The 19,168-nt window shown below is 65.6% G+C and carries 21 protein-coding genes; 11 read left to right on the top strand and 10 right to left on the bottom strand.

Annotation, left to right across the window (positions count from 1 at the left end; all coding sequences use genetic code 11):
• Window positions 1-57: 57 nt before the first annotated feature.
• Window positions 58-519 carry a DUF4307 domain-containing protein gene (locus C3B44_RS07575; protein ID WP_108431847.1) on the bottom strand — a complete coding sequence of 154 codons (462 nt, stop codon included), beginning with the start codon at window positions 517-519 and terminating at the stop codon, window positions 58-60.
• A gap of 142 nt (window positions 520-661) precedes the next feature.
• Between C3B44_RS07575 and mca the strand changes: the two genes are divergently transcribed.
• The 4 genes from mca to C3B44_RS07555 all read left to right on the top strand — a co-directional run bounded on the left by mca (window position 662) and on the right by C3B44_RS07555 (window position 3,884).
• Window positions 662-1,540 (top strand): mycothiol conjugate amidase Mca, encoded by an 879-nt coding sequence (mca, locus tag C3B44_RS07570; RefSeq protein ID WP_108431846.1) that lies wholly within the window; start codon window positions 662-664, stop codon window positions 1,538-1,540.
• On the top strand, window positions 1,537-1,830 hold the full coding sequence (locus tag C3B44_RS07565) for a hypothetical protein (RefSeq protein ID WP_108431845.1): 294 nt from the start codon (window positions 1,537-1,539) through the stop codon (window positions 1,828-1,830). Before mca ends, C3B44_RS07565 begins: the two co-directional genes overlap by 4 nt.
• Window positions 1,831-2,034: 204 nt before the next feature.
• Window positions 2,035-3,108 (top strand): 3-deoxy-7-phosphoheptulonate synthase, encoded by a 1,074-nt coding sequence (locus tag C3B44_RS07560; protein ID WP_108431844.1) that lies wholly within the window; start codon window positions 2,035-2,037, stop codon window positions 3,106-3,108.
• 5 nt (window positions 3,109-3,113) lie between these two features.
• Window positions 3,114-3,884, top strand: coding sequence for an isoprenyl transferase (locus C3B44_RS07555; RefSeq protein WP_108431843.1), 771 nt, complete (start codon window positions 3,114-3,116; stop codon window positions 3,882-3,884).
• A 19-nt stretch (window positions 3,885-3,903) separates the two neighbouring features.
• Here the strand turns inward: C3B44_RS07555 and coaA are convergent, their stop codons facing one another.
• Complete coding sequence (gene coaA, locus C3B44_RS07550) at window positions 3,904-4,830, bottom strand: type I pantothenate kinase (protein ID WP_108431842.1); 927 nt, start codon at window positions 4,828-4,830, stop codon at window positions 3,904-3,906.
• 123 nt (window positions 4,831-4,953) lie between these two features.
• Here coaA and glyA point away from each other — a divergent pair, with 123 nt between their 5' ends.
• Both glyA and C3B44_RS07540 read left to right on the top strand, forming a co-directional pair.
• Window positions 4,954-6,249 (top strand): serine hydroxymethyltransferase, encoded by a 1,296-nt coding sequence (gene glyA, locus C3B44_RS07545; RefSeq protein ID WP_108431841.1) that lies wholly within the window; start codon window positions 4,954-4,956, stop codon window positions 6,247-6,249.
• Window positions 6,250-6,262: 13 nt separating this feature from the next.
• Window positions 6,263-7,426: an alpha-amylase family glycosyl hydrolase gene (locus C3B44_RS07540; RefSeq protein WP_108431840.1), complete on the top strand. Its 1,164-nt coding sequence runs from the start codon at window positions 6,263-6,265 to the stop codon at window positions 7,424-7,426.
• 10 nt (window positions 7,427-7,436) lie between these two features.
• On the opposite strand, the gene C3B44_RS07535 is transcribed toward C3B44_RS07540, so the two are convergent.
• From C3B44_RS07535 to C3B44_RS07520, 4 genes are all read right to left on the bottom strand, one after another.
• Window positions 7,437-7,946: a TspO/MBR family protein gene (locus C3B44_RS07535; RefSeq protein WP_108431839.1), complete on the bottom strand. Its 510-nt coding sequence runs from the start codon at window positions 7,944-7,946 to the stop codon at window positions 7,437-7,439.
• A gap of 49 nt (window positions 7,947-7,995) precedes the next feature.
• On the bottom strand, window positions 7,996-9,393 hold the full coding sequence (locus C3B44_RS07530) for an MFS transporter (RefSeq protein ID WP_235840436.1): 1,398 nt from the start codon (window positions 9,391-9,393) through the stop codon (window positions 7,996-7,998).
• 282 nt (window positions 9,394-9,675) lie between these two features.
• Window positions 9,676-10,605: a 3-hydroxyacyl-CoA dehydrogenase gene (locus C3B44_RS07525; protein ID WP_108431837.1), complete on the bottom strand. Its 930-nt coding sequence runs from the start codon at window positions 10,603-10,605 to the stop codon at window positions 9,676-9,678.
• A gap of 124 nt (window positions 10,606-10,729) precedes the next feature.
• Window positions 10,730-11,059, bottom strand: a complete 330-nt coding sequence (locus C3B44_RS07520; protein WP_235840441.1) for a DUF5997 family protein — start codon at window positions 11,057-11,059, stop codon at window positions 10,730-10,732.
• Window positions 11,060-11,122: 63 nt separating this feature from the next.
• Between C3B44_RS07520 and C3B44_RS07515 the strand changes: the two genes are divergently transcribed.
• The 3 genes from C3B44_RS07515 to C3B44_RS07505 all read left to right on the top strand — a co-directional run bounded on the left by C3B44_RS07515 (window position 11,123) and on the right by C3B44_RS07505 (window position 13,956).
• Window positions 11,123-11,767 (top strand): LysR family transcriptional regulator substrate-binding protein, encoded by a 645-nt coding sequence (locus C3B44_RS07515; protein ID WP_108431836.1) that lies wholly within the window; start codon window positions 11,123-11,125, stop codon window positions 11,765-11,767.
• 74 nt (window positions 11,768-11,841) lie between these two features.
• Window positions 11,842-12,420: an LGFP repeat-containing protein gene (locus C3B44_RS07510; RefSeq protein WP_108431835.1), complete on the top strand. Its 579-nt coding sequence runs from the start codon at window positions 11,842-11,844 to the stop codon at window positions 12,418-12,420.
• Between the two features lie 195 nt (window positions 12,421-12,615).
• Window positions 12,616-13,956 (top strand): RNA 5'-3' helicase PhoH2, encoded by a 1,341-nt coding sequence (locus tag C3B44_RS07505; RefSeq protein WP_108431834.1) that lies wholly within the window; start codon window positions 12,616-12,618, stop codon window positions 13,954-13,956.
• Here C3B44_RS07505 and C3B44_RS07500 read toward each other — a convergent pair.
• Window positions 13,953-15,488, bottom strand: a complete 1,536-nt coding sequence (locus tag C3B44_RS07500) for an MDR family MFS transporter (protein ID WP_108431833.1) — start codon at window positions 15,486-15,488, stop codon at window positions 13,953-13,955. The two genes, C3B44_RS07505 and C3B44_RS07500, sit on opposite strands and share 4 nt — an antisense overlap.
• Window positions 15,488-16,078 (bottom strand): TetR/AcrR family transcriptional regulator, encoded by a 591-nt coding sequence (locus tag C3B44_RS07495; RefSeq protein ID WP_158268646.1) that lies wholly within the window; start codon window positions 16,076-16,078, stop codon window positions 15,488-15,490. The genes C3B44_RS07500 and C3B44_RS07495 overlap by 1 nt, the downstream gene beginning before the upstream one ends.
• Window positions 16,079-16,249: 171 nt before the next feature.
• Here C3B44_RS07495 and C3B44_RS07490 point away from each other — a divergent pair, with 171 nt between their 5' ends.
• Complete coding sequence (locus tag C3B44_RS07490) at window positions 16,250-16,747, top strand: hypothetical protein (protein WP_108431831.1); 498 nt, start codon at window positions 16,250-16,252, stop codon at window positions 16,745-16,747.
• A complete protein-coding gene (locus C3B44_RS07485) occupies window positions 16,657-17,178 on the top strand; it encodes a hypothetical protein (protein ID WP_108431830.1) in 522 nt (173 codons plus the stop codon). Before C3B44_RS07490 ends, C3B44_RS07485 begins: the two co-directional genes overlap by 91 nt.
• On the opposite strand, the gene C3B44_RS07480 is transcribed toward C3B44_RS07485, so the two are convergent.
• Together C3B44_RS07480 and C3B44_RS07475 are read right to left on the bottom strand one after the other, a co-directional pair.
• Window positions 17,135-17,692 (bottom strand): hypothetical protein, encoded by a 558-nt coding sequence (locus tag C3B44_RS07480; RefSeq protein WP_108431829.1) that lies wholly within the window; start codon window positions 17,690-17,692, stop codon window positions 17,135-17,137. The genes C3B44_RS07485 and C3B44_RS07480 overlap by 44 nt on opposite strands.
• A 57-nt stretch (window positions 17,693-17,749) precedes the next feature.
• Complete coding sequence (locus tag C3B44_RS07475; RefSeq protein WP_108431828.1) at window positions 17,750-19,153, bottom strand: class II fumarate hydratase; 1,404 nt, start codon at window positions 19,151-19,153, stop codon at window positions 17,750-17,752.
• Window positions 19,154-19,168: the final 15 nt, after the last annotated feature.

The following is a 19,168-nucleotide window of genomic DNA, read 5'->3' as shown; positions in this document are numbered from 1 at the left end:
CCCGTGCGGACGGTACTTATCTTTACCTTACGCAGGCCTTCTGTGCCCTGGACTTTATCAGAAGGTGTACACGGGGTTGTGCACGTCCAGGTGTGCGGGAATGCTGGTGGAGCATCCGTAGACACCCCCGGCGACGGGGTAGTCGCGGGTGGGCACGTCGACGGCGATGCGCTGCTCGTTGTCCCCGCCGGCGGGCACGGGCACCTCGCGGCGGCCGACCTCAGCCATCGCGTAGTTGAGTGCGGTGACGATGCAATAAGAGTCCTGCGAGGTATCCGGCCGGGAGATGTCGACCCAGACGCGCATGAGGTCGTCGTCGAGACGCTCCTGGGTCACGAGGGACACATCGACGGGGTTGTCTTCGCGCTGCTGGATGTAGCGCACGGCGAAGAAGATAGCGACCAGCACCAGCAGCACCGCGCCAACGGCGAGCATCTTGGCGGTGACGTTCCTGGGCCCGTTGCGGCGGGCGGAGCCGTACCGGGAGTTCGGGCGCTGGCGGGAGATGGGGGACGACATCGTCGAAAAGACCTCGTTCGGGCGGCATCAGATGCAGGGTCAGGTGCAGTGTCAAACCGACGCCTTTAGCTTAGTCGCATGCGTGCGGACTAGGATTGACCGGGTAAGAAAGCTCCGCCAGAGGGAAGGACAGGGAGTAAAGGTGACTGGATATCGCTTGTTGGCGATTCACGCGCACCCCGACGACGAGGCGTCGAAGGGGGCCGCCACGATGGCGAAGTACGCCGCCGAGGGCAACGAGGTACTGGTGGTGACCTGTACCGGCGGTGAGCGCGGCGATATCCTTAACCCGGCGATGGACCGCCCCGGCATCCGCGAGCACATGCAGGACGTCCGCCACGAGGAAATGGCCCGCTCCGTCGCCGCCTTGGGCGTCGATCACGTCTGGATGGGCTATGTCGATTCCGGGCTGCCCCAGGGCGATCCGCTGCCGCCGCTGCCGGAGGGCTGTTTCGCGCTGGCCGATACGGAGCAGGTGGTGCGTGACTTCGTGAAGATCGTGCGCGCGCAGCGCCCGCACGTCATCATCACCTACGACGAAAACGGCGGCTACCCCCACCCGGATCACCTCAAGGTCCACGAGGTCTCCGTCGCGGCGTGGGAGAGGGCCGGCGATCCCGACTACGCCCCCGAGCTGGGCGAGCCGTGGGAGCCGCTGAAGCTCTACTACTCGCACGGCTTCGTGCGCCAGCGCATGCAGTTGCTTCACGACGACCTGCTTGCCCAGGGCAAGTCCAGCCCTTATGAGCCGATGTTGGAGCGGTGGAAGACCAACCGCGGCGACATCCTGGCCCGGGTGACCACCCAGGTCAATGCGGCCGACTACTTCGGCGCCCGCGAGGCTGCGCTGCGCGCCCACGCCACCCAGATCGATCCCGCCGGCGCCTTCCTCGCCAGCCCCGTCGAGGTGCAGCAGAAGCTGTGGCCGACTGAGGAGTTCGAGCTCGCCGCGACGCGGGTGTCCACGGAGATCCCGGAAACTGACCTGTTCGCCGGCCTCGAGGAGAACGAGAAGAAATGATTCCCACCACCTTCACCCACCTCACCTTCGTGCTAGCCCAGGCCAGCGGCACCGACGGCCCAGTCGGCCCGGAGTTCGGTAAGGCCTCGCCGATCGGCCTGCTCGTGCTGGTCGGCCTCGCCGTGGCGGTGCTCATGCTCGGCTGGGCTTTCCACCGCCGCAACTCGCGGTTCCGGCGCCGGCGCATCTTCGCTGGGCAGCACGGTATCGATCCCTTCGACCAGGAGGCGATCGACAAGGCGATGGCCGAAGCCGGTGTGCTGGACCGCCGCCAGAAACGGATGCTATGATCAAAGTCATGCTCACCGCGCGATTTTATTTTGGGAAGGCTCCGGTTATGCCGGACGCCTTCGCGGTTGCCGCTAGCTAAGTAAAGCTTTCAGGCATCGCGCCCAGGCGCAGAGCACACCGGAGCAGCAGCACCCGAGACCGAAAAGGTCGGGGGCTGCTTTTTTATTTGCCCAACCACCGATAACCGTTACAGGACAATCACCATGAGCCCGAAAGTATCCCTAGAGCATTCCGCATCGACGACCAATCGCCGCATCCGCGCCTTCCACGATTTGCCCAGCCCCGCCGAGGTCCAGGCGAAAGACGGCCTGACCCGCCTGCAGCAGAAGAAGGTCGAGGCCGATAGGCAGGAGATCGCCGACATCTTCCACGGCGAGGATGACCGGCTGGTCGTGGTGGTCGGCCCGTGTTCCATCCACGACGTCGACGCCGCCCGCGAGTACGCCGAACGCCTCGCGCCGGTGGCAGAGCGACTCGATAAGGACTTAAAGATCGTCATGCGGGTCTACTTCGAGAAGCCGCGCACCACTATCGGGTGGAAAGGCCTCATCAACGACCCGCATCTCGACGGTTCGCACGACATCGTCCACGGCCTGATGCTCGCGCGGCGGGTGCTCACCGACGTCGTCAACTTAGGCCTGCCCGCCGCCTGCGAGTTCCTCGAGCCGAACTCCCCGCAGTACTACTCGGATGCCGTCGCCTGGGGCGCGATCGGCGCGCGCACCACCGAGTCGCAGATCCATCGCCAGCTGGCCAGCGGCATGTCCATGCCCATCGGTTTCAAAAACGGCACCGACGGCTCCATCGACTACGCCATCCACGCGGTCTCTGCCGCCAGCCAGCCGCACTTCTTCTTCGGAGTCAGCGACGACGGGAAGCTCGCTGTCGCGGAGACCGTCGGCAACACCAACTGCCACATCATCCTCCGGGGCGGCAGCAACGGGCCGAACTACGATGCGGAGTCGGTGGCCGCGGCCGTCGACAAGCTGGGCGACGATGCCCGCCTCATGATCGACGCCTCGCACGCCAACTCCGGCAAGGATCATGTTCGCCAGGCGGAGGTCGCGCGCGATATCGCGTGGCAGGTCGCCGCCGGTAACGAGCACATCGCCGGTGTCATGCTGGAGTCCTTCCTCGTCGCTGGGGCACAGAAGCTCGACAACCCGGCCGACCTGGTCTACGGGCAGTCGGTGACCGATAAGTGCATGGGTATCGAGACTACTGTGCAACTTCTCGACGAGCTCGCGGCGGCCGTGCGCCAGCGACGGGTAAACTGAGGGCCGTGAAACTCCTGCCGCGATTGCTGTACCCGCTGTACGAGGCGCGCCTGAACCGACAGATCCGGGACCGGGCGCGGCCGAAGCACGTCGCGGTCATCGTGGACGGCAACCGCCGGTGGGCGCGCGAGGCCGGGTTCACCGATCCCAGCCACGGGCATCGCATCGGGGCGCAGAAGGTCGGCGAGTTGGTTGACTGGTGCGCGGATACGGATGTGGAGGTCGTCACCGTCTACCTCTTATCGACGGAGAACTTCTCCCGCTCCGCCGATGAGATCGAGCTGCTCTTCGACATCATCTCCGGGGTGGTCGACGAACTCTCCACCACCCATACCGGCTGCCGGGTGCGCCTGGTCGGCCACCTGGATCTGCTGCCGGAGAAGTTCTCCCGGCGTATGCACGAGGCCGCGGAGAAATCGAGCGATAACGAGGGGATCATCGTCAACATCGCGGTCGGCTACGGTGGGCGCCAAGAAATTGTCGACGCCGCCCGCGACGTCGTGCGCGAGGAAGCCGAGGCCGGCACCCCGGCAGAGGAGATCGCGGAGAAGATCTCGGTGGAATCGCTCGCGCGCCACCTCTACACCTCCGGCCAGCCGGACCCGGACTTAGTCATCCGCACCTCCGGCGAGCAGCGCCTGTCCGGCTTCCTGTTGTGGCAGGCCGCCTACTCGGAGATCTGGTTTACCGACACCTACTGGCCGGCGTTTCGGCGCATCGATTACCTGCGCGCGCTGCGCGATTACTCGCAGCGTAACCGGCGTTTCGGGCGCTAGGCGGGCGCGAGCTCGCGCCCTAGATTTTGCGCATCCGCACCCGCTCGACCTGGTGATCTGAGCCCTTGCGCAGCACCAACGAGGCCCGCACCGCGGTCGGGGCGATGTTTTCCACCAGATTCGGCAGGTTGATCGACTGCCAGATCTCGCGCGCGATAGCCACCGCCTCTTCGTCGCCCAGATCGGCGTACTTGGCGAAGTGCGCGCCGGGCTCACGAAACGCGGTGTGCCGCAGCCCCAGAAAGCGGTTGATATACCAGCGCTCGATGTCGGAGGTGGCGGCATCGACATAGATGGAGAAGTCGAAAAGGTCGGAAACCATGAGCGTCGGGCCGGTCTGCAGCACGTTCAAGCCCTCGAGGATGAGGATGTCGGGCTGCTCGACGAGCTGTTGTTCGCCCGGGACGATGTTGTAGGTGATGTGCGAATACACCGGTGCCGCGACCGACTTGCGGCCCGATTTCACGTCGGTGACAAAACGCATGAGCGCGCGCCGGTCATAGGATTCCGGGAAGCCCTTGCGCTTCATCATGCGGCGCCTTTCCAGCTCCTCGGTGGGCAGGAGGAAACCGTCCGTCGTCACGAGATCCACCCGCGGGTGTGAGTCCCAGCGCTGCAGCAGCACCTGCAGCAGACGCGAGGTGGTGGACTTGCCGACGGCCACCGAGCCCGCCACCCCAATCACAAAAGGCACGTGCCCGGGGCTGTCGCCGAGGAAGGTCTCGGTGGCGGCAGTCAGCCGCTGGCGGGCGCGGATCTGGAGGTGGATGAGACGCGACAGGGGGAGGTAGACGTCGGCGACTTCGTCGAGATCAATGTCTTCGCCCAAGGCGCGCAGGGAGACGACCTCGTCTTCCGTGAGCACCTGGGGCATGTACTTGCCCAGCTCACGCCAGTCATTGCGGTCGAACCCGAGGTAGGGAGTGGAGTCGTTGGTACGCGCCATGAGTTCTATTGTCGCACCCGTATAGGTGAAGGGTGTGAAAGGTCACCACAAACGCTTCCGAACTCTCTATAATTCGGCCTTACATCACCGAAACCTACGAGATAAGAAGTGCCGGGTGTAATTATGACCGATTCTATATCTTCGTTCACTCAGCCGCTGAACGAGTTCGACCCTGCCGTCCACGAGGCCATGAACGCGGAGCTGAACCGCCAGCGTTCCACCCTCGAGATGATCGCCTCCGAGAACTTCGTTCCGCGCTCCGTCCTGCAGGCGCAGGGCTCCGTTCTGACCAACAAGTACGCCGAGGGCTACCCGGGGCGCCGCTACTACGGTGGCTGTGAGCACGTCGATGTCGTCGAGGATATCGCGCGCGACCGCGCGAAGGAGCTCTTCGACGCCGAGTACGCCAACGTCCAGCCGCACTCCGGCGCCCAGGCCAACGCCGCGGTGCTGCACGCCCTGGCGCGCCCGGGCGACAAGATCATGGGCCTGTCTTTGGCCCACGGCGGACACCTGACCCACGGCATGAAGATCAACTTCTCCGGCCGCCTCTACGACGTGGTGGCCTACGAGGTTGACCCGGAGACCTTCCGCGTCGACATGGACAAGGTCCGCGAGATCGCCCTGGCCGAGCGCCCGAAGGTCATCATCGCTGGCTGGTCCGCCTACCCGCGCACCCTCGACTTCGAGGCGTTCCGCTCGATCGCTGACGAGGTCGGCGCCTACCTCTGGACCGACATGGCCCACTTCGCCGGCCTCGTGGCCGCCGGGCTGCACCCCTCGCCGGTGCCGCACTCCGATGTCACCTCGACCACCATCCACAAGACGCTGGGCGGGCCGCGCTCCGGCATGATCCTGGCGAAGCAGGACTACGCCAAGCAGCTCAACTCCGCGGTCTTCCCGGGCCAGCAGGGTGGGCCGCTGATGCACGTCGTCGCCGCCAAGGCCGTCGCGCTGAAGATCGCCGCCTCCGAGGAGTTCCGCGCCCGCCAGGAGCGCGTGCTCGAGGGCGCGCGCATCCTCGCCGAGCGCCTTACCGCCGAGGACACCAAGCAGGCGGGCGTCGACGTGCTCACCGGCGGCACCGACGTCCACCTGGTGCTCGCTGACCTGCGGAACTCCGCGCTCGACGGCCAGCAGGCCGAGGACCTGCTCCACGAGGTCGGCATCACCGTCAACCGCAACGCCGTGCCTTTCGACCCGCGCCCGCCGATGGTCACCTCCGGCCTGCGCATCGGCACCCCGGCGCTGGCCTCCCGTGGCTTTGACGCCGAGGCCTTCACCGAGGTCGCCGACATCATCGGCACCGCCCTGGCCGCCGGCCAGTCGGCGGACGTGGCTGCCTTGCGCGAGCGCGTGACTAAGCTGACCGAGCAGTACCCGCTCTACGAGGGCTACGAGAACTGGACCATCAACTAGAAAGTCCCTTGCGATGACCGCGCTCGATCACGCCATCCTGTGGCATCTCTACCCGCTGACCGCCACCGGGGCGCAGATCCGAGGGGGCCGTAAGCCCGGGCGCGGTGTGGCGTCGCTAAGCGCCTGGCTCGACTACCTCGTCGAGCTGGGCTGCGACACCCTGCTTCTAGCCCCGATCTTCCAGTCGCACACCCACGGCTACGACACCATCGACCACTATCGCATCGACGATCGCCTCGGCGACGAGGAGGACTTCGGAAAGCTGGTCGGCGAGTGCCGCCGGCGCGGGATCAACGTGCTTCTCGACGGCGTGTTCAACCACGTCGCCGCCGATCACCCCTGGGTCGATCAGGGTTTGACCACAGGACGCAGCTGGGAGGGCCACGAAGAGCTCGCCGAGCTCAACCACGCCGACGAGCGGGTGGCCGAGGCGGTCGTCGCCATCATGAACTACTGGTTGGATCGCGGCATCGCGGGCTGGCGTCTCGACGTCGCCTATGCCGTGCCCACCGCGTTCTGGGCGAAGGTCACAGATAGGGTGCGCCAGACGCATCCGGACGCGGTGTTTTTAGGCGAGATCATCCACGGCGACTACGCCGCCCTGCTGCGGGACGGCCACGTCGATGTGGTCACCCAGTACGAGCTGTGGAAAGCGCTCTGGAGCTCGTTGAAAGACACCAACATGCACGAGCTGGCGCACGCCTTAGGCCGGCACAACGAGTTCTTGGAGGCGGGGTATCTGAACACGTTCGTGGGCAACCACGACACCGACCGCATCGCCAGCGTGGTGGGCCAAGACCAAGCCATTCTCGCCGCGGCGATCCTGTTCACGCTGCCCGGGGTGCCGAGCATCTACTACGGCGACGAGCAGGGCTTTGAGGGCCTGCGCGGTGAGGGCTTCGCGGCCGACGACCCTGTGCGCCCGCCGCTTCCCGACACCCCCGCGGAGCTTTCCCCGCTCGGGGCTCGGGTATACGAGTACTACCAGCGTTTCATCGGTTTTCGACGCCGCCACGGCTTCCTAACCACCGCCGGCGTCGAGATACGCGAGGTAGATAACGCCCGGCTGTCCTACCGCGTCGCGCGCGATGACGATTGGCTCGATGTCACTGTCAGCCTGCCGGGCGAGTTTAAGGCCATTGCCAGCGACGGGGAAGAATTGTCGTTCTCGCTCTAGCTACTGGTTGCTATTGGTTGCGGCGTGCGATCTCGACGGTCAGCGCGGTAGCGAAGCTCGTCCAGGCGACATAAGGGGTCAGCGCCCAGCCGGCGGCCGGGGTGATCGTGCCGGCCTTGCGGGCCAGGCGGGCCGAGGACAGCGCTAAAAGGGCTGCCTCGACGGCGGAGACCACGTTCTTCTTGCCCTGGAAGAAGAGGATGGACCACCCAGCGTTGAGAACGAGGTTAGCGGTGAGCTCGTTGATGAAGCTGCGTCGCTTGTCCGCGGCCTTCTTCCCACCGGCGCGGTCGAGTTTGTTGAGCACGTGCGCCGAGCTGGCGGCGATTGCCGCATAGAGACCGGTCCAGGCCACCGGGAACGCCCAGGTCGGCGGCTGCCACGGCGGGGTGTCCAGTTCCTTGTACCACTTGGAGTTCGGGTCCGTGGCCAGCGAGCCGACCACGGCCGTCACGGTGGTCAGCCCCGCGGCGAGACCGATGTTCTTCCAGCGTTTCTTGGCCGTCTTCTGCTTAGCCATGTAGGGCTCAACTCCTTGTAGCTTGTACTTTCAATGAATAAGAGCGCGTTTAAGCCAGTGTAGGCTTAAACGCGCTCTCAGGTGGTGCAGCAGTTGCGCGCGCGAGCTTAGCTCTCGGAGGGGACCAGGGCGGAGGCTTCGTTCTCGGCGGCCTCACGCTCGGCGCGGGTCTGCGCCTTTTCGACGATCTTTTCGTCGGCCGGGGAGCGGGGGGGATGAGTGCCGTCGCCACGCCACCGATCAACGCGGCGCCGGCGAAGAGGTAGAAGGCCATCGTCGGGCCCAGGCCGGCGCCGATGATGAGACCACCGATGGCCGGGCCGAAGATGCCACCCAGGCGGCCGAAGCCGGCGCACCAGGCGACACCGGCGGCGCGGGCGGAGGTGCCGAAGTAGTTCGCGGTGAGGCCATAGGTGAGCACCTGGGTACCCAAAACGCCGATGCCGGCCAGCGCGATGAGCGGGTACATCGGGGCCACCGAGCCGAACTGCGGCAGGATGGCCAGCGACAGCGCAGCCAGGGCGAAGGTGGAGGTGATCACGGCCTTGGCTCCGATGCGGTCGGCGATCCAGGAGGCGATGAGCCCGCCGAATACCGCGCCGCCGTTGAGGAAGAGCAGGGAGTAGAGCGAGTCCTCCGCGGTGGCGCCGTTGGACTCCATAATCTTCGGCAGCCAGGTGTTCAGCCCGTAGGTGGACAGCAGGCCGATGAAGGACATCACGCCGATGAGAATGGTGCCGATCAAATAGGAGCCGGAAAAGATCGCGGCGAAGCCGGTCTTCTCGGCGACCTTAACGCGGGGCTCGTGGGCGGGCTTGACGGTGTCGATGGCGAGGAACTGCCCCTTCGGCAGGCCGCGGGATGCGCAGAGTTTTTCGGCGTCGGCGATGCGCCCGCGGGAGACGAGCCACCGCGGCGACTCCGGCAGGAAGAAGATGGCCATCGGCAGCAGGAAGACAAGCGGGCTGGCGCCGATGAAAAAGAGCCCGCGCCAACCGATGGCGTCCTCGAGCCAGATGGCCAGCAGGGAGGCCATGACGCCGCCGGCGGGGACACCGGAGTAGACGATGGCGTTGAACAAGTTGCGGCGGTTCGCGGGCGCGAACTCGGCGATGATGGCGCCGCCGGTGGCGACGATGATGCCCACGCCGATACCCGTGAGGAAGCGGAACAGGCCGAACATGAACACCGAGGTGGTCGACGCGGTCAGCGCCATGCCGAGTGAGAACCAGACGATGGCGGTGATCATCACCTTGCGGCGGCCGAGCCGGTCGCCGACCGCCCCGGCGGAGAGCGCGCCGACGAGCACGCCGATCAGGGCATAGGAGCCCAGGGTGCCGGCCACTGCGGGGGAGAGCTCGCCGATCTCGCCTCCCTCCATGAGCGTGGTCAACACGGCACCGTAGATGACGAGGTCATAGCCGTCGAAAAGGATGGAGATGCCCACGACGGCGAGGATCAGGTAGACCGTCGCGCGGTGATGGGGAGAGACCCACCCGCCGGGGCCTGGGTGCTGGTGCTCATGCTGAAAAGCTCCTGACTGTCAAATGTGATTCGGGTATGACAATCAGTAAATAGATGAGTTTCATCACAGACACTAGGGAAAGCCCGAAAGAGTCCCCAGGGGGCTACGTGCGTGGCCCTGACAAGGAAAAACCGCCCCCACCGCGGGGGCGGTGCAGGGGCGGTTTTGAGCGTCCGCCGGAAGGCTTAGCCGGCAGGCCGGAGGCTAGTCAGCGTCGGACTCAGTGGACCAGTCGCGGGTGGCGAAGTCGGACAGGCCGGTGCGGTTGCCGTCGGCATCGTAGGTGTAGAAGCCCTTGCCGCTTTCGGTGCCCACGTAGCCGTTGTCCAGGCCCCACTTGAGACGGCGGGCCATCTCCTGGGAGTCCGGGTTGTCCTTGTTGTTGGCGGTGATGTGGTAGGCCACGCCGAAGCCGATGCGGTCGAAGATGTAGAACGGCGTGAACATGTCGCCACGGGTGATGGTGGAGGCGACCTTCTCGATGGTCTCCACGTCCGTGATGTTGCGGGTCCACAGCAGGGCACCGGAGTCCAGCCACGGGATCAGCAGGGTGTTGATGACGTAGCCCGGGTGCTCCTTGTTGAGCTCGATCGGGACCATGCCGATCTCCGGGGCGACGTCGACCGCGGTGCGGAAGATCTCCGGGTCGGTCTTCGCGGTCGGCATGACCTCGACGATGTTGACCAGGTGGATGTTGTTGGCGAAGTGCATCGCCAGGTACTTATCCGGGCGGCCGGTGAGCTCGGCGAAGTCGGACGGGCGCAGAGTCGAGGAGTTGGTCGCCAGGATGGTCTTTTCCGGCATCAGCTCCGCGAGCTTCGAGTAGGTCTCGTTCTTGATGTCGGTGTTTTCCGGGACGGCCTCGATGATGAGATCGGCGTCCTTCGCTGCCTCCACGAGATCCGCGGTTTGGGTCAGGCGGGAACGGGCCTCGGAGACCTTCTCCTCGGTCGCGTCTTCGAGATCGTTGAGGTAATTCTTGCCGATCGTATCGAAACGACCCGCCGCAGCCTTCAGGGCGTCGTCGTTGATGTCGTAGCTGATGACGTTCTTGCCGTTGTAGGCGGCAAACATAGCGATCTGTGCGCCGAGGTTACCGGCGCCCAGGATGGTCACATTCTTGATGTCAGTCATAAAATCCTCCCAGAAATCTTGGGTACGCGGGGGTGTTTCCATCTTCTTTCCCTACATAAGCCGATGCTGCATCCCTCTGGGAGTTTGTATAGCGCTACCTAAAAAGCCCAGCTCACACGGGTTTTTATTCCGCGTTTTCGGCGTTGCGGTTCTCGGCGAGCTTCTGGCGCTCGGCGCCTAGCCACTCCGGCTGGTCGGCGAGCAGCTCCTTGATCTCCGCGGTGGTCAGCGGCTTATCCAGCTCGGCGCGCTTGAGCGCGGAGATAGAAATACCCAGCTTCTGCGCCACGACGGGGCGCGGGTGCGGGCCCTCGCGGCGCAGGCGCGCCAGCCACTCCGGCGGATTCTGCTGCAGTTCGCGCAGCTCCGCGTGCGTGACGGCGTTGTTCTGGAAGTCCTCCGGGGCGGCGGGCAAGTAGATTCCAAGTTTCTTCGCGGCCGTCTCCGGCTTCATGGCGGTGCCGGAGGGCTGTCGATTATTCGAGTCAGTCACGTTAGCCACGGTAGCATCGAGGCCATGTTGATCTTGGGGTTCGTCACCGGATGTGAGCCGGATAAGTGGCTGCGCCGCTACCGCGAGTTCACCGCGCACGGCGGGGTAGAGGCAACGGGCATGGATGACCCTATCGCCGCACTGATCGACGGCCACCTGGACGTCGCTTTGGCCCGCCTTCCGGATGCGCGTATCGACGACACCTTTCACGTCATCACCCTCTACGAAGAAGCCCCGGGGATCGCGGTGCCGAAGGGCTCCGTCTACGCCGAGGTCGGCCAGACCCTCCGTCCCGGTGATGTGGACGACGAGATCGTCAACTACCGCTTCGCCGGCGATTCCGGCGATGCCAGCGACTCCATCGCCGAGCTGCGCACGGCCCTACAGGTCGTCGCGGCGAACGTGGGGATCGTCCTCGCCCCGCGCCCGCTTCTGAAGGTCTTGAGTAAAAAGAAGGTCGTCCACTTGGGCTACCGAGACCCTGCCGCACCGAGCACCACCATCGCGGTGGTGTTCCCGCGCGAGAAGGATTCGGCTGCGGTGCAGGACTTCATCGGGATCACCAAGGGGCGTACCGCGAATTCCTCGCGGCAGGCCGCTCCGAAGCGCACCGCGCGGCAGAAGGCCAAGGCCAAGCAGGCGCGCCGGGCACGTAATCGTCGAAAATAGGCGCCGCGCGAAGACCGTTACACTGGAAACTTGAAATATTTTGAGAAACATCAACTAAAGGAAGGTGCAAGAATATGACCTCGACCACTCTGACCCGCCGCCTGCTCGCCGGAGCGACCGTGCTCGGTCTGTCTTTCGCCACCGTCGCCTGCGCCGAGGACAACGGTGAGGCTAACGGCGGCGCCGATAACGGCACCGAGACCGCCGCCGAGGATACGGCCGATAGCACCGCCGAGGAGACCGAGGGCGCCGAGGCCGCCGGCCAGGACCCGGAGACCGAGGAGACCGTGGACGTCGAAACGGCCGACGGCAACACCGCGCTGGTGCCGCAGGCCTTCGCCGACGCTATCGCCGAGCGCGAGCAGGACTGGGGCCAGCCGCAGACCATCCAGGAGGGCCACAACGGCTCCATCGCAAAGTTCGAGAACGGCGATCGCATCGTCTACTCGGAGGACACCGGCGCCGTCGAGCTCGTCGGCATGATCGGTGCCGCCTGGGACGAGCAGGGCGGCATGGACGGCGAGGTCGGCCTGCCGGTCGCCGCCGAGCAGGAGACCGACAACGGCTGGACCCAGGAGTTCCAGAACGGCGTCATCTCCTGGGAGCGCGACGCGGAGGGTAACTTCGACTCCACCATCGAGCCGGCCCAGTAAGTTACCTTAAGTTCATCTCACACCAATGTAATTTTTGCCTTCCCCGCTTAGCCTCGGAGTCAACGGAAGCTGATGCTATGACCTCGGCTTTCGCCGGTCACGCCCTGCACCACCGGTGCCGGCGGGTGCGAAGGGCGGGCCTTTTGCACAGACACTGCACAGACTTCGGCCGGCACTCATAGGGGAAACTGCGAGATGGACGTCCGCACCGAGCACACCAACTCTTCCACCGAGACGACCGGGACCATCACCACCTACGTCCTCGATACCTCCGTACTTCTCTCCGACCCCTGGGCGTTGACGAAGTTCGCGGAACATGACGTGGTGCTGCCTCTGGTCGTCGTCACCGAACTCGAGGGCAAGCGCCACCACCCGGAGCTGGGCTGGTTCGCCCGCCAGGCCCTGCGCATCCTCGAGGATCTGCGCGCCACCTACGGCCGCCTCGATCGGCCGGTGCCCGCCAGCCTCGAAGGCGGCTGCCTGCGCGTCGAGCTCAACCACCAGGACCAGGACGCGCTGCCTCTGGCCTTCCGTGGCCCGGAGGGCGATCACCGCATCCTGGCGTGCGCCATCAACCTGCAGCGCGAGGGCCATGAGGTCGTGCTCGTTACCAAGGATGTGCCCCTGCGCGTCAAGGCCGGCACCGTCGGCCTCCAGGCGGATGAGTACCACGCCCAGGACGTCGTGCTCACCGGCTACAGCGGCAACGCCGAGCTGCAGGTCAGCGAGGACGCCATCACCGAGCTCTACAGTGATGGCGCCACCAACCTCGGCGAGGCCGTCGCCGACATGCCCATCCACTGCGGCCTCACGCTCACCGGCCCGCAGGGCCAGTCGGCGCTGGCGCGGGTGCGTCGCGATGGCGAGGTGACCCTCGTCCGCGGCGACCAGCAGGCCTTCGGGCTCACGGGGCGTTCGGCCGAGCAGCGCATCGCACTCGATCTGCTTCTCGACGACGAGGTCGGCATCGTCTCCATCGGCGGCCGGGCGGGCACCGGTAAGTCGGCGCTCGCGCTATGCGCGGGCCTGGAGGCGGTTCTAGAGCGCGGCGAGCACCGCCGCATCATCGTCTTCCGCCCGCTGTATGCCGTAGGTGGGCAGAACCTCGGCTACCTGCCGGGCAGCGAGAACGAGAAGATGAACCCCTGGGGTCAGGCGGTCTACGACACCCTGGATGGGCTCGTCTCCGAAAACGTCATGGAGGAGATTCACGCCCGCGATCTCATCGAGGTCCTGCCGCTGACGCACATCCGCGGCCGCAGCCTGCACGACGCGTTCGTGATCGTCGACGAGGCGCAGTCGCTGGAGCGCAACGTGCTGCTCACCGTGCTTTCGCGGCTGGGGCGCGGATCGCGGGTCGTGCTCACCCACGACGTCGCCCAGCGCGACAACCTGCGGGTGGGCCGCCACGACGGCATTCAGGCGGTCATCGAGAAGCTCAAAGGCCACAGCCTGTTTGCCCACATCACCCTGCAGCGCTCCGAGCGCTCCGCCATCGCGGAGCTGGTCACCGACCTGCTCGAGGGAGCGGGCTAGTCGATCGTCTCGCGGAGGCGCTCGCGCTTGATCGGCAGCAGGATGAGCGCCGCGGCGAAGGTCAGCGGCGCGAGCATCAGGAAGATGGGGGTCAGGCCGTCGTTATAGGAGTTCACGATGGCCTCCAGCAGCGGGCCGGGCAGCTCGGCGACCGCGTCGGGGGTCAGATGTGAGCTGCCGTCGCCCGTCGCAAAGCTTTCTACCAGGGCTTGCCCCTCCTCGCCGACGCGCTCGGCGGCCAGCGGGAGGTTGTGCTGCATCTCTTTCTGGATGTTGTGGATGAACAGCGAGCCGACGAGGGAGGCGCCGAGCGCGGAGCCGATCTGGCGGAAGAAGTTGTTCGCGGCGGTCGCCTGGCCGACTACGCGCAGCGGGAACGTGTTCTGCACGATGAGTACCAAGATCTGCATGACCATGCCGAGCCCGAAACCGAAGAGGAAGAAGTAGATACCCAGCACGCTCAGCGGAGTCTCGACGGTCATCGTGGACAAAAGCACCAGCGACACGGTGGTGAGGACCAGGCCGATGATCGGGTAGACCTTGTAGTTTCCGGTGCGCGCGACGATGAAGCCGACTGCCGTGGAGGTGCCCAGCAGGCCCAGCATCATCGGGATCATCATCAACCCGGCGGTGGTCGGGGTGAGGCCGTGGACCATCTGCAAGTAGGTCGGCAGATAGGCGAGGACACCAACCATGGCCAGGCCGATGACGACGCCGGACAGCGTGGTCAGCAGCATGTTGCGGTGGCGGAAGAGCCCCATGCGGATCAAGGGGTCCTTCGAGTGCATCTCCACCCACACGAACGCCAGGCCGGCGAGCACGGAGACCGCGCCCAGGATGAGGATGAGCGGCGACGTCCAGGCGTATTGGGTCCCGCCCCACGTGGTCACGAGGACGAGGGTGGCCGTCGCGACGCTCAGCAACGCGGTGCCGAGGTAATCGTAGTCGCGCCAGCGGGCCTTGCCGGTGCGCAGGTTGAGCACGAGGGTGGCCACCAGGATCGCCAGCAGACCCAGCGGGATGTTCATCCACAGTGCCCAGCGCCAGCCGGGGCCGTCGGTAAACCAGCCGCCGAGCACCGGCCCGAGCACCGAGCTCACGCCGAACACGGAGCCCATGAGCCCCATGAACTTGCCGCGCTCGCGGGCGGTGGTGACCTCGGCGATGATCGCCTGCGAGTTAATCATCATCGAGCCGGCGCCCAGGCCCTGGATGGCGCGGCCCAGAATGAGCAGGCCCATGGTGTCGGCGAACCCGCCGATGGCCGAGCCCACCACGAACAGCCCGATGGAGATGATGTAGACCCACTTGCGGCCCACGGTGTCGCCGATCTTGCCGGAGATGGGCATGGCGATGGTCATCGTCGCCAGAAAGGCGGAGATCACCCAGCTCATGTGCTCGACGCCGCCGAGCTCGCCGACGATGGTCGGCAGGGCGGTGGAGAAGATCATCTGGCCCAGCGAGCTCATGAGCATCGTCGTCATCAGCGACGCGAAGACGAGCCCTACATGCGGAGCGTTTTTCTGACTCATCAGTTATATCCTTTCGCGACGGTGGTGATTTGTTCGGCGTTGGCGCGCCACAGTGTGAGTAGCTCCTCGGCATCTCCGTTGTTCGGCTGGTCGTTCATGCTGGTAATGAGCACGACTTCACGCACGAGGCCGACGGTGACCGCCGCCTCCTTCTCGACGGGCTCTTGCGGCAGCCGGCGCCGGTGCGGGTGCGCGTCGAGATGCTTGACGACGACCTCCCGCAAGTGAGCCCCCAGATCCCGGAAACGCGCGTGCGAGATCAGCGCGACGGTCGGCTCCGCCGCCAGGATCTCCCGGCGGCGCTCGTGCAAGCGCTGCTGCAGCTCGCGGTCGCCTAGATCAGTCGCCTCTGCGAAGGCGACGGCGAGGTGGGCCAGCAGGGCGTCGACAAGATCGTCGGTGGCGGTGTTGATGAGCTTCTCGACGCTGGCGTTGTCGAGGCGCGCGGGCATCGTGCCCAAGACGGCCTCGTCCTTGCTGTCCATGTAGTTGAAGAACGTGCGCCGGCTGATGTCGGCGTCGCGGCAGATGTCGTCGACGGTGACGTGGGCGAAGCCGTGCTTGACGACGAGCGCGGTCGCCGCCTCCACGATGCGGTGCCGAGTCTGTCGGCGCTTCCGCTCGCGGAGGCTGGAGGTGGCGGTGGTCAGAAAAACTCCTTCACTCAGTGCAAAAATTTACTCAGGAGCGAAATAATATCATCGCGTATCCCGAGACGCTCGCCGATCTCCGCTACGGTGAAGTAGGTAAACAGAAAGGGGATGGACTCTACCGTGTTCTTCCGACGTTCCCGCACCCAACCGGATAAGCAGTTCCCCCGGCTCAGCCGCGAGCGCGCCAACGAGCTTCGCCGTGTGCTGCAGAAGCAATTCACCGCGCACGGCTACAAGGTGAGGCTCGTGGGCGATGAGCTCTACGTCTATCACGGCGAGGGCGAGCCGTTGATCGTGCGCACCACCGAGCTCGTCGAGATGGTGGCCAGGGATAAGGGGCCGGGGGACGTCGAGAAGTGGGTGACGGCGTTGATCCAGGCTATCGACGCCGCGGAAGCGGCCGCGGACCTCGATACCTCCAGCACCTACCGCGCGCTCAGGCTGGTTCTGCAAGGGGCAGATGACATCTCCTTCGACAGCGTCGACACGGCCCCGAGGGGCTGGAGGAATGCTTTTTGCTCGATACCGGCGAGGCCGTCACCCCAGGAAAACTCGACGAGCTTCTGGCCTACGACGACCTCGAGACCCTGCGGCGCGCCGCGTTGACTAACCTGCGCCAGGAGATCGCGCACCTCGACGCGGAGACCGAGTTCCGCTTGGACGACGATAACCAGGCCGGCGCCTGGCTGATCCGCAGCCGCTCCCCGTATATCGCGGGCGCGCCGCTGGTGATGGAGGACTTCCTTAAGCGCTTCTTCCCGGATATCAACCCGGCCGACGGGGTGCTCTTCGCCCTGCCCGTGACCAACTTGATGGTGCTGCGGGAGGTCGGCTACGGCGAGGAACTCGCCCGCGCGATGCAGATCCTCGCGGCGGTCAACTACGTGGTGACCTCCCACCTCCGGGCCAGCAGGATCATCTCCCCGCGGATCTATTTGTGGCACGACGGGATCATCGAGGCGATCTCTGATGCCGGCGGCGAGGACGGCTTCATTATTGAGCCGACGCCGTATCTGCTGGATCGGATACGGCACTGAGCGTGCCCTCGACTAACACCTGCTCATCGTCGGTGACGAAGGCCAGCTCTAAGAGCCCGCCGCCTGGGTAGGTGATCTGCCAGGCCCCGGTGCCGGCGCAGGCATCGCTGAGCGCCTGCGAGCTCCACTGGCCGTCTGCTTCGGCCTCGAGATACATCGCGCAGCCGGTCGAGGGATAGACCATGAGAGCGTTATCGCCGGCGAAGGTGGCCACGGCCTGCCAGCTGCGCCCTGCGGTGTCATCCTCGGCGACGGAGACCAGGCTGCCGGCGTAGGTATCCGGTGCGGGCCGATCTGCGTCTTCGGCGCGTGGGTCCTCTTCCTGCTCCGGGGCGGCGGTGACCGTGATGGTCTCCGGGGTGGTGGGGTGCTGGGCGTCGTCACGCCCGGCGGCGATGATGCCGGCGGCGATAGCGCCGAGGACAGCGAGGATGAGTACGATCACCCCGGCGATGATCACCGGGCGGTTTTTCGGGGTGCGCTGGTCAAGATATGCAAAAGAACCGTTGTCCACGCCCGTGATGTTAACGGACGTTAAGACAACGGTTCTTTATGGCTAGAGGCTGTGTGCCTACTTGTCGCGGTCGGTGTTGGCCATCTTCAGCACGTCGAGGCGCTTATCCAGCTCCTCTTCGGTGAGGTTCTCGCCGTCGACGAAGCCGAGGTCGATGACGGCCTCGCGGACGGTGATCTTCTCGTTGAGGGCGTGCTTGGCGGCCTTCGCGGCGTTCTCGTAGCCGATCGCCGAGTTCAGCGGGGTGACGATCGAGGTCGAGGACTCCGCGTTGGTCTTCATGCGCTCGACGTTGGCCTCCAGGCCGTCGATGTTGCGCTCGGCGAAGACACGCGAGATGTTCGCCAGCAGGCGGGAGGACTCGAGCACGTTGCGGGCCATCATCGGGATGAACACGTTGAGCTCGAGGTGGCCCTGGGAGCCACCGAAGCCGACGGCGGCGTCGTTGCCGAAGACCTGCGCGGCGACCTGGGTGGCGGCCTCCGGCAGCACCGGGTTGACCTTGCCCGGCATGATCGACGAGCCCGGCTGCAGGTCCGGCAGGTGGATCTCGGCGAGGCCGGTCAGCGGGCCGGAGCCCATGAGGCGGATGTCGTTGCTGATCTTGAACAGGGAGCCGGCGACGACGCGCATGGCGCCCGAGAACTCGACGAGGCCATCGCGGTTGGCCTGGGCCTCGAAGTGGTTCTCGGCCTCCTTCAGGCTGTCGAGACCGGTGAGCTTCTTCAGCTCTTCGGTGACCAGCGCGCCGAAGTCGGCGGAGGTGTTCAGGCCGGTGCCGGTGGCGGTGCCGCCGATGGCCAGCTCGCCCAGGCGCGGCAGGGTGGCCTCGATGCGCTCGATACCCAGCTCGATCTGGCGGGCGTAGCCGCCGAACTCCTGGCCCAAGGTGACCGGGGTGGCATCCATGAGGTGGGTGCGGCCCGACTTCACGACCTTCGCGAATTCCTGAGACTTCTTCTTCAGCGACTCGTGCAGCACCTTCAGGCCCGGGATGAGGTCCTTGACGGCAGCCTCGGTGGCAGCGACGTGGGTGGCCGTGGGGAAGGTGTCGTTGGAGGACTGGCCCATGTTGACGTGGTCGTTCGGGTGGACCTCCACGCCGTTGCGGGCAGCCAGCGAGGCGATGACCTCGTTGGTGTTCATGTTCGACGAGGTGCCGGAACCGGTCTGGAAGACGTCGATGGGGAAGGCATCATCGTGCTTGCCCTCGGCGATCTCCTTGGCGGCGGCGATGATCGCGTCGGCCTTCTCCGCATCCAGGGTGCCCTTGTCCTTGTTGACCTGGGCGCAGGCCGCCTTCAGCAGGCCCATGGCGCGGATCTGGGCGGACTCGAGGCCGCGGCCAGAGATCGGGAAGTTTTCGACGGCACGCTGCGTCTGCGCGCGCCACAGGGCGTCCTTCGGCACCTTCACTTCACCCATGGTGTCGTGCTCAATGCGGTAGTCCTGCTCGGTCATTAGCGAATCACCTTC

The sequence above is a fragment of the Corynebacterium yudongzhengii genome, from assembly GCF_003065405.1.
Lineage (GTDB): Bacteria > Actinomycetota > Actinomycetes > Mycobacteriales > Mycobacteriaceae > Corynebacterium > Corynebacterium yudongzhengii.
Note: the sequence above shows the minus strand (reverse complement) of the source record. Positions and strands in the feature narration are given on the sequence as shown.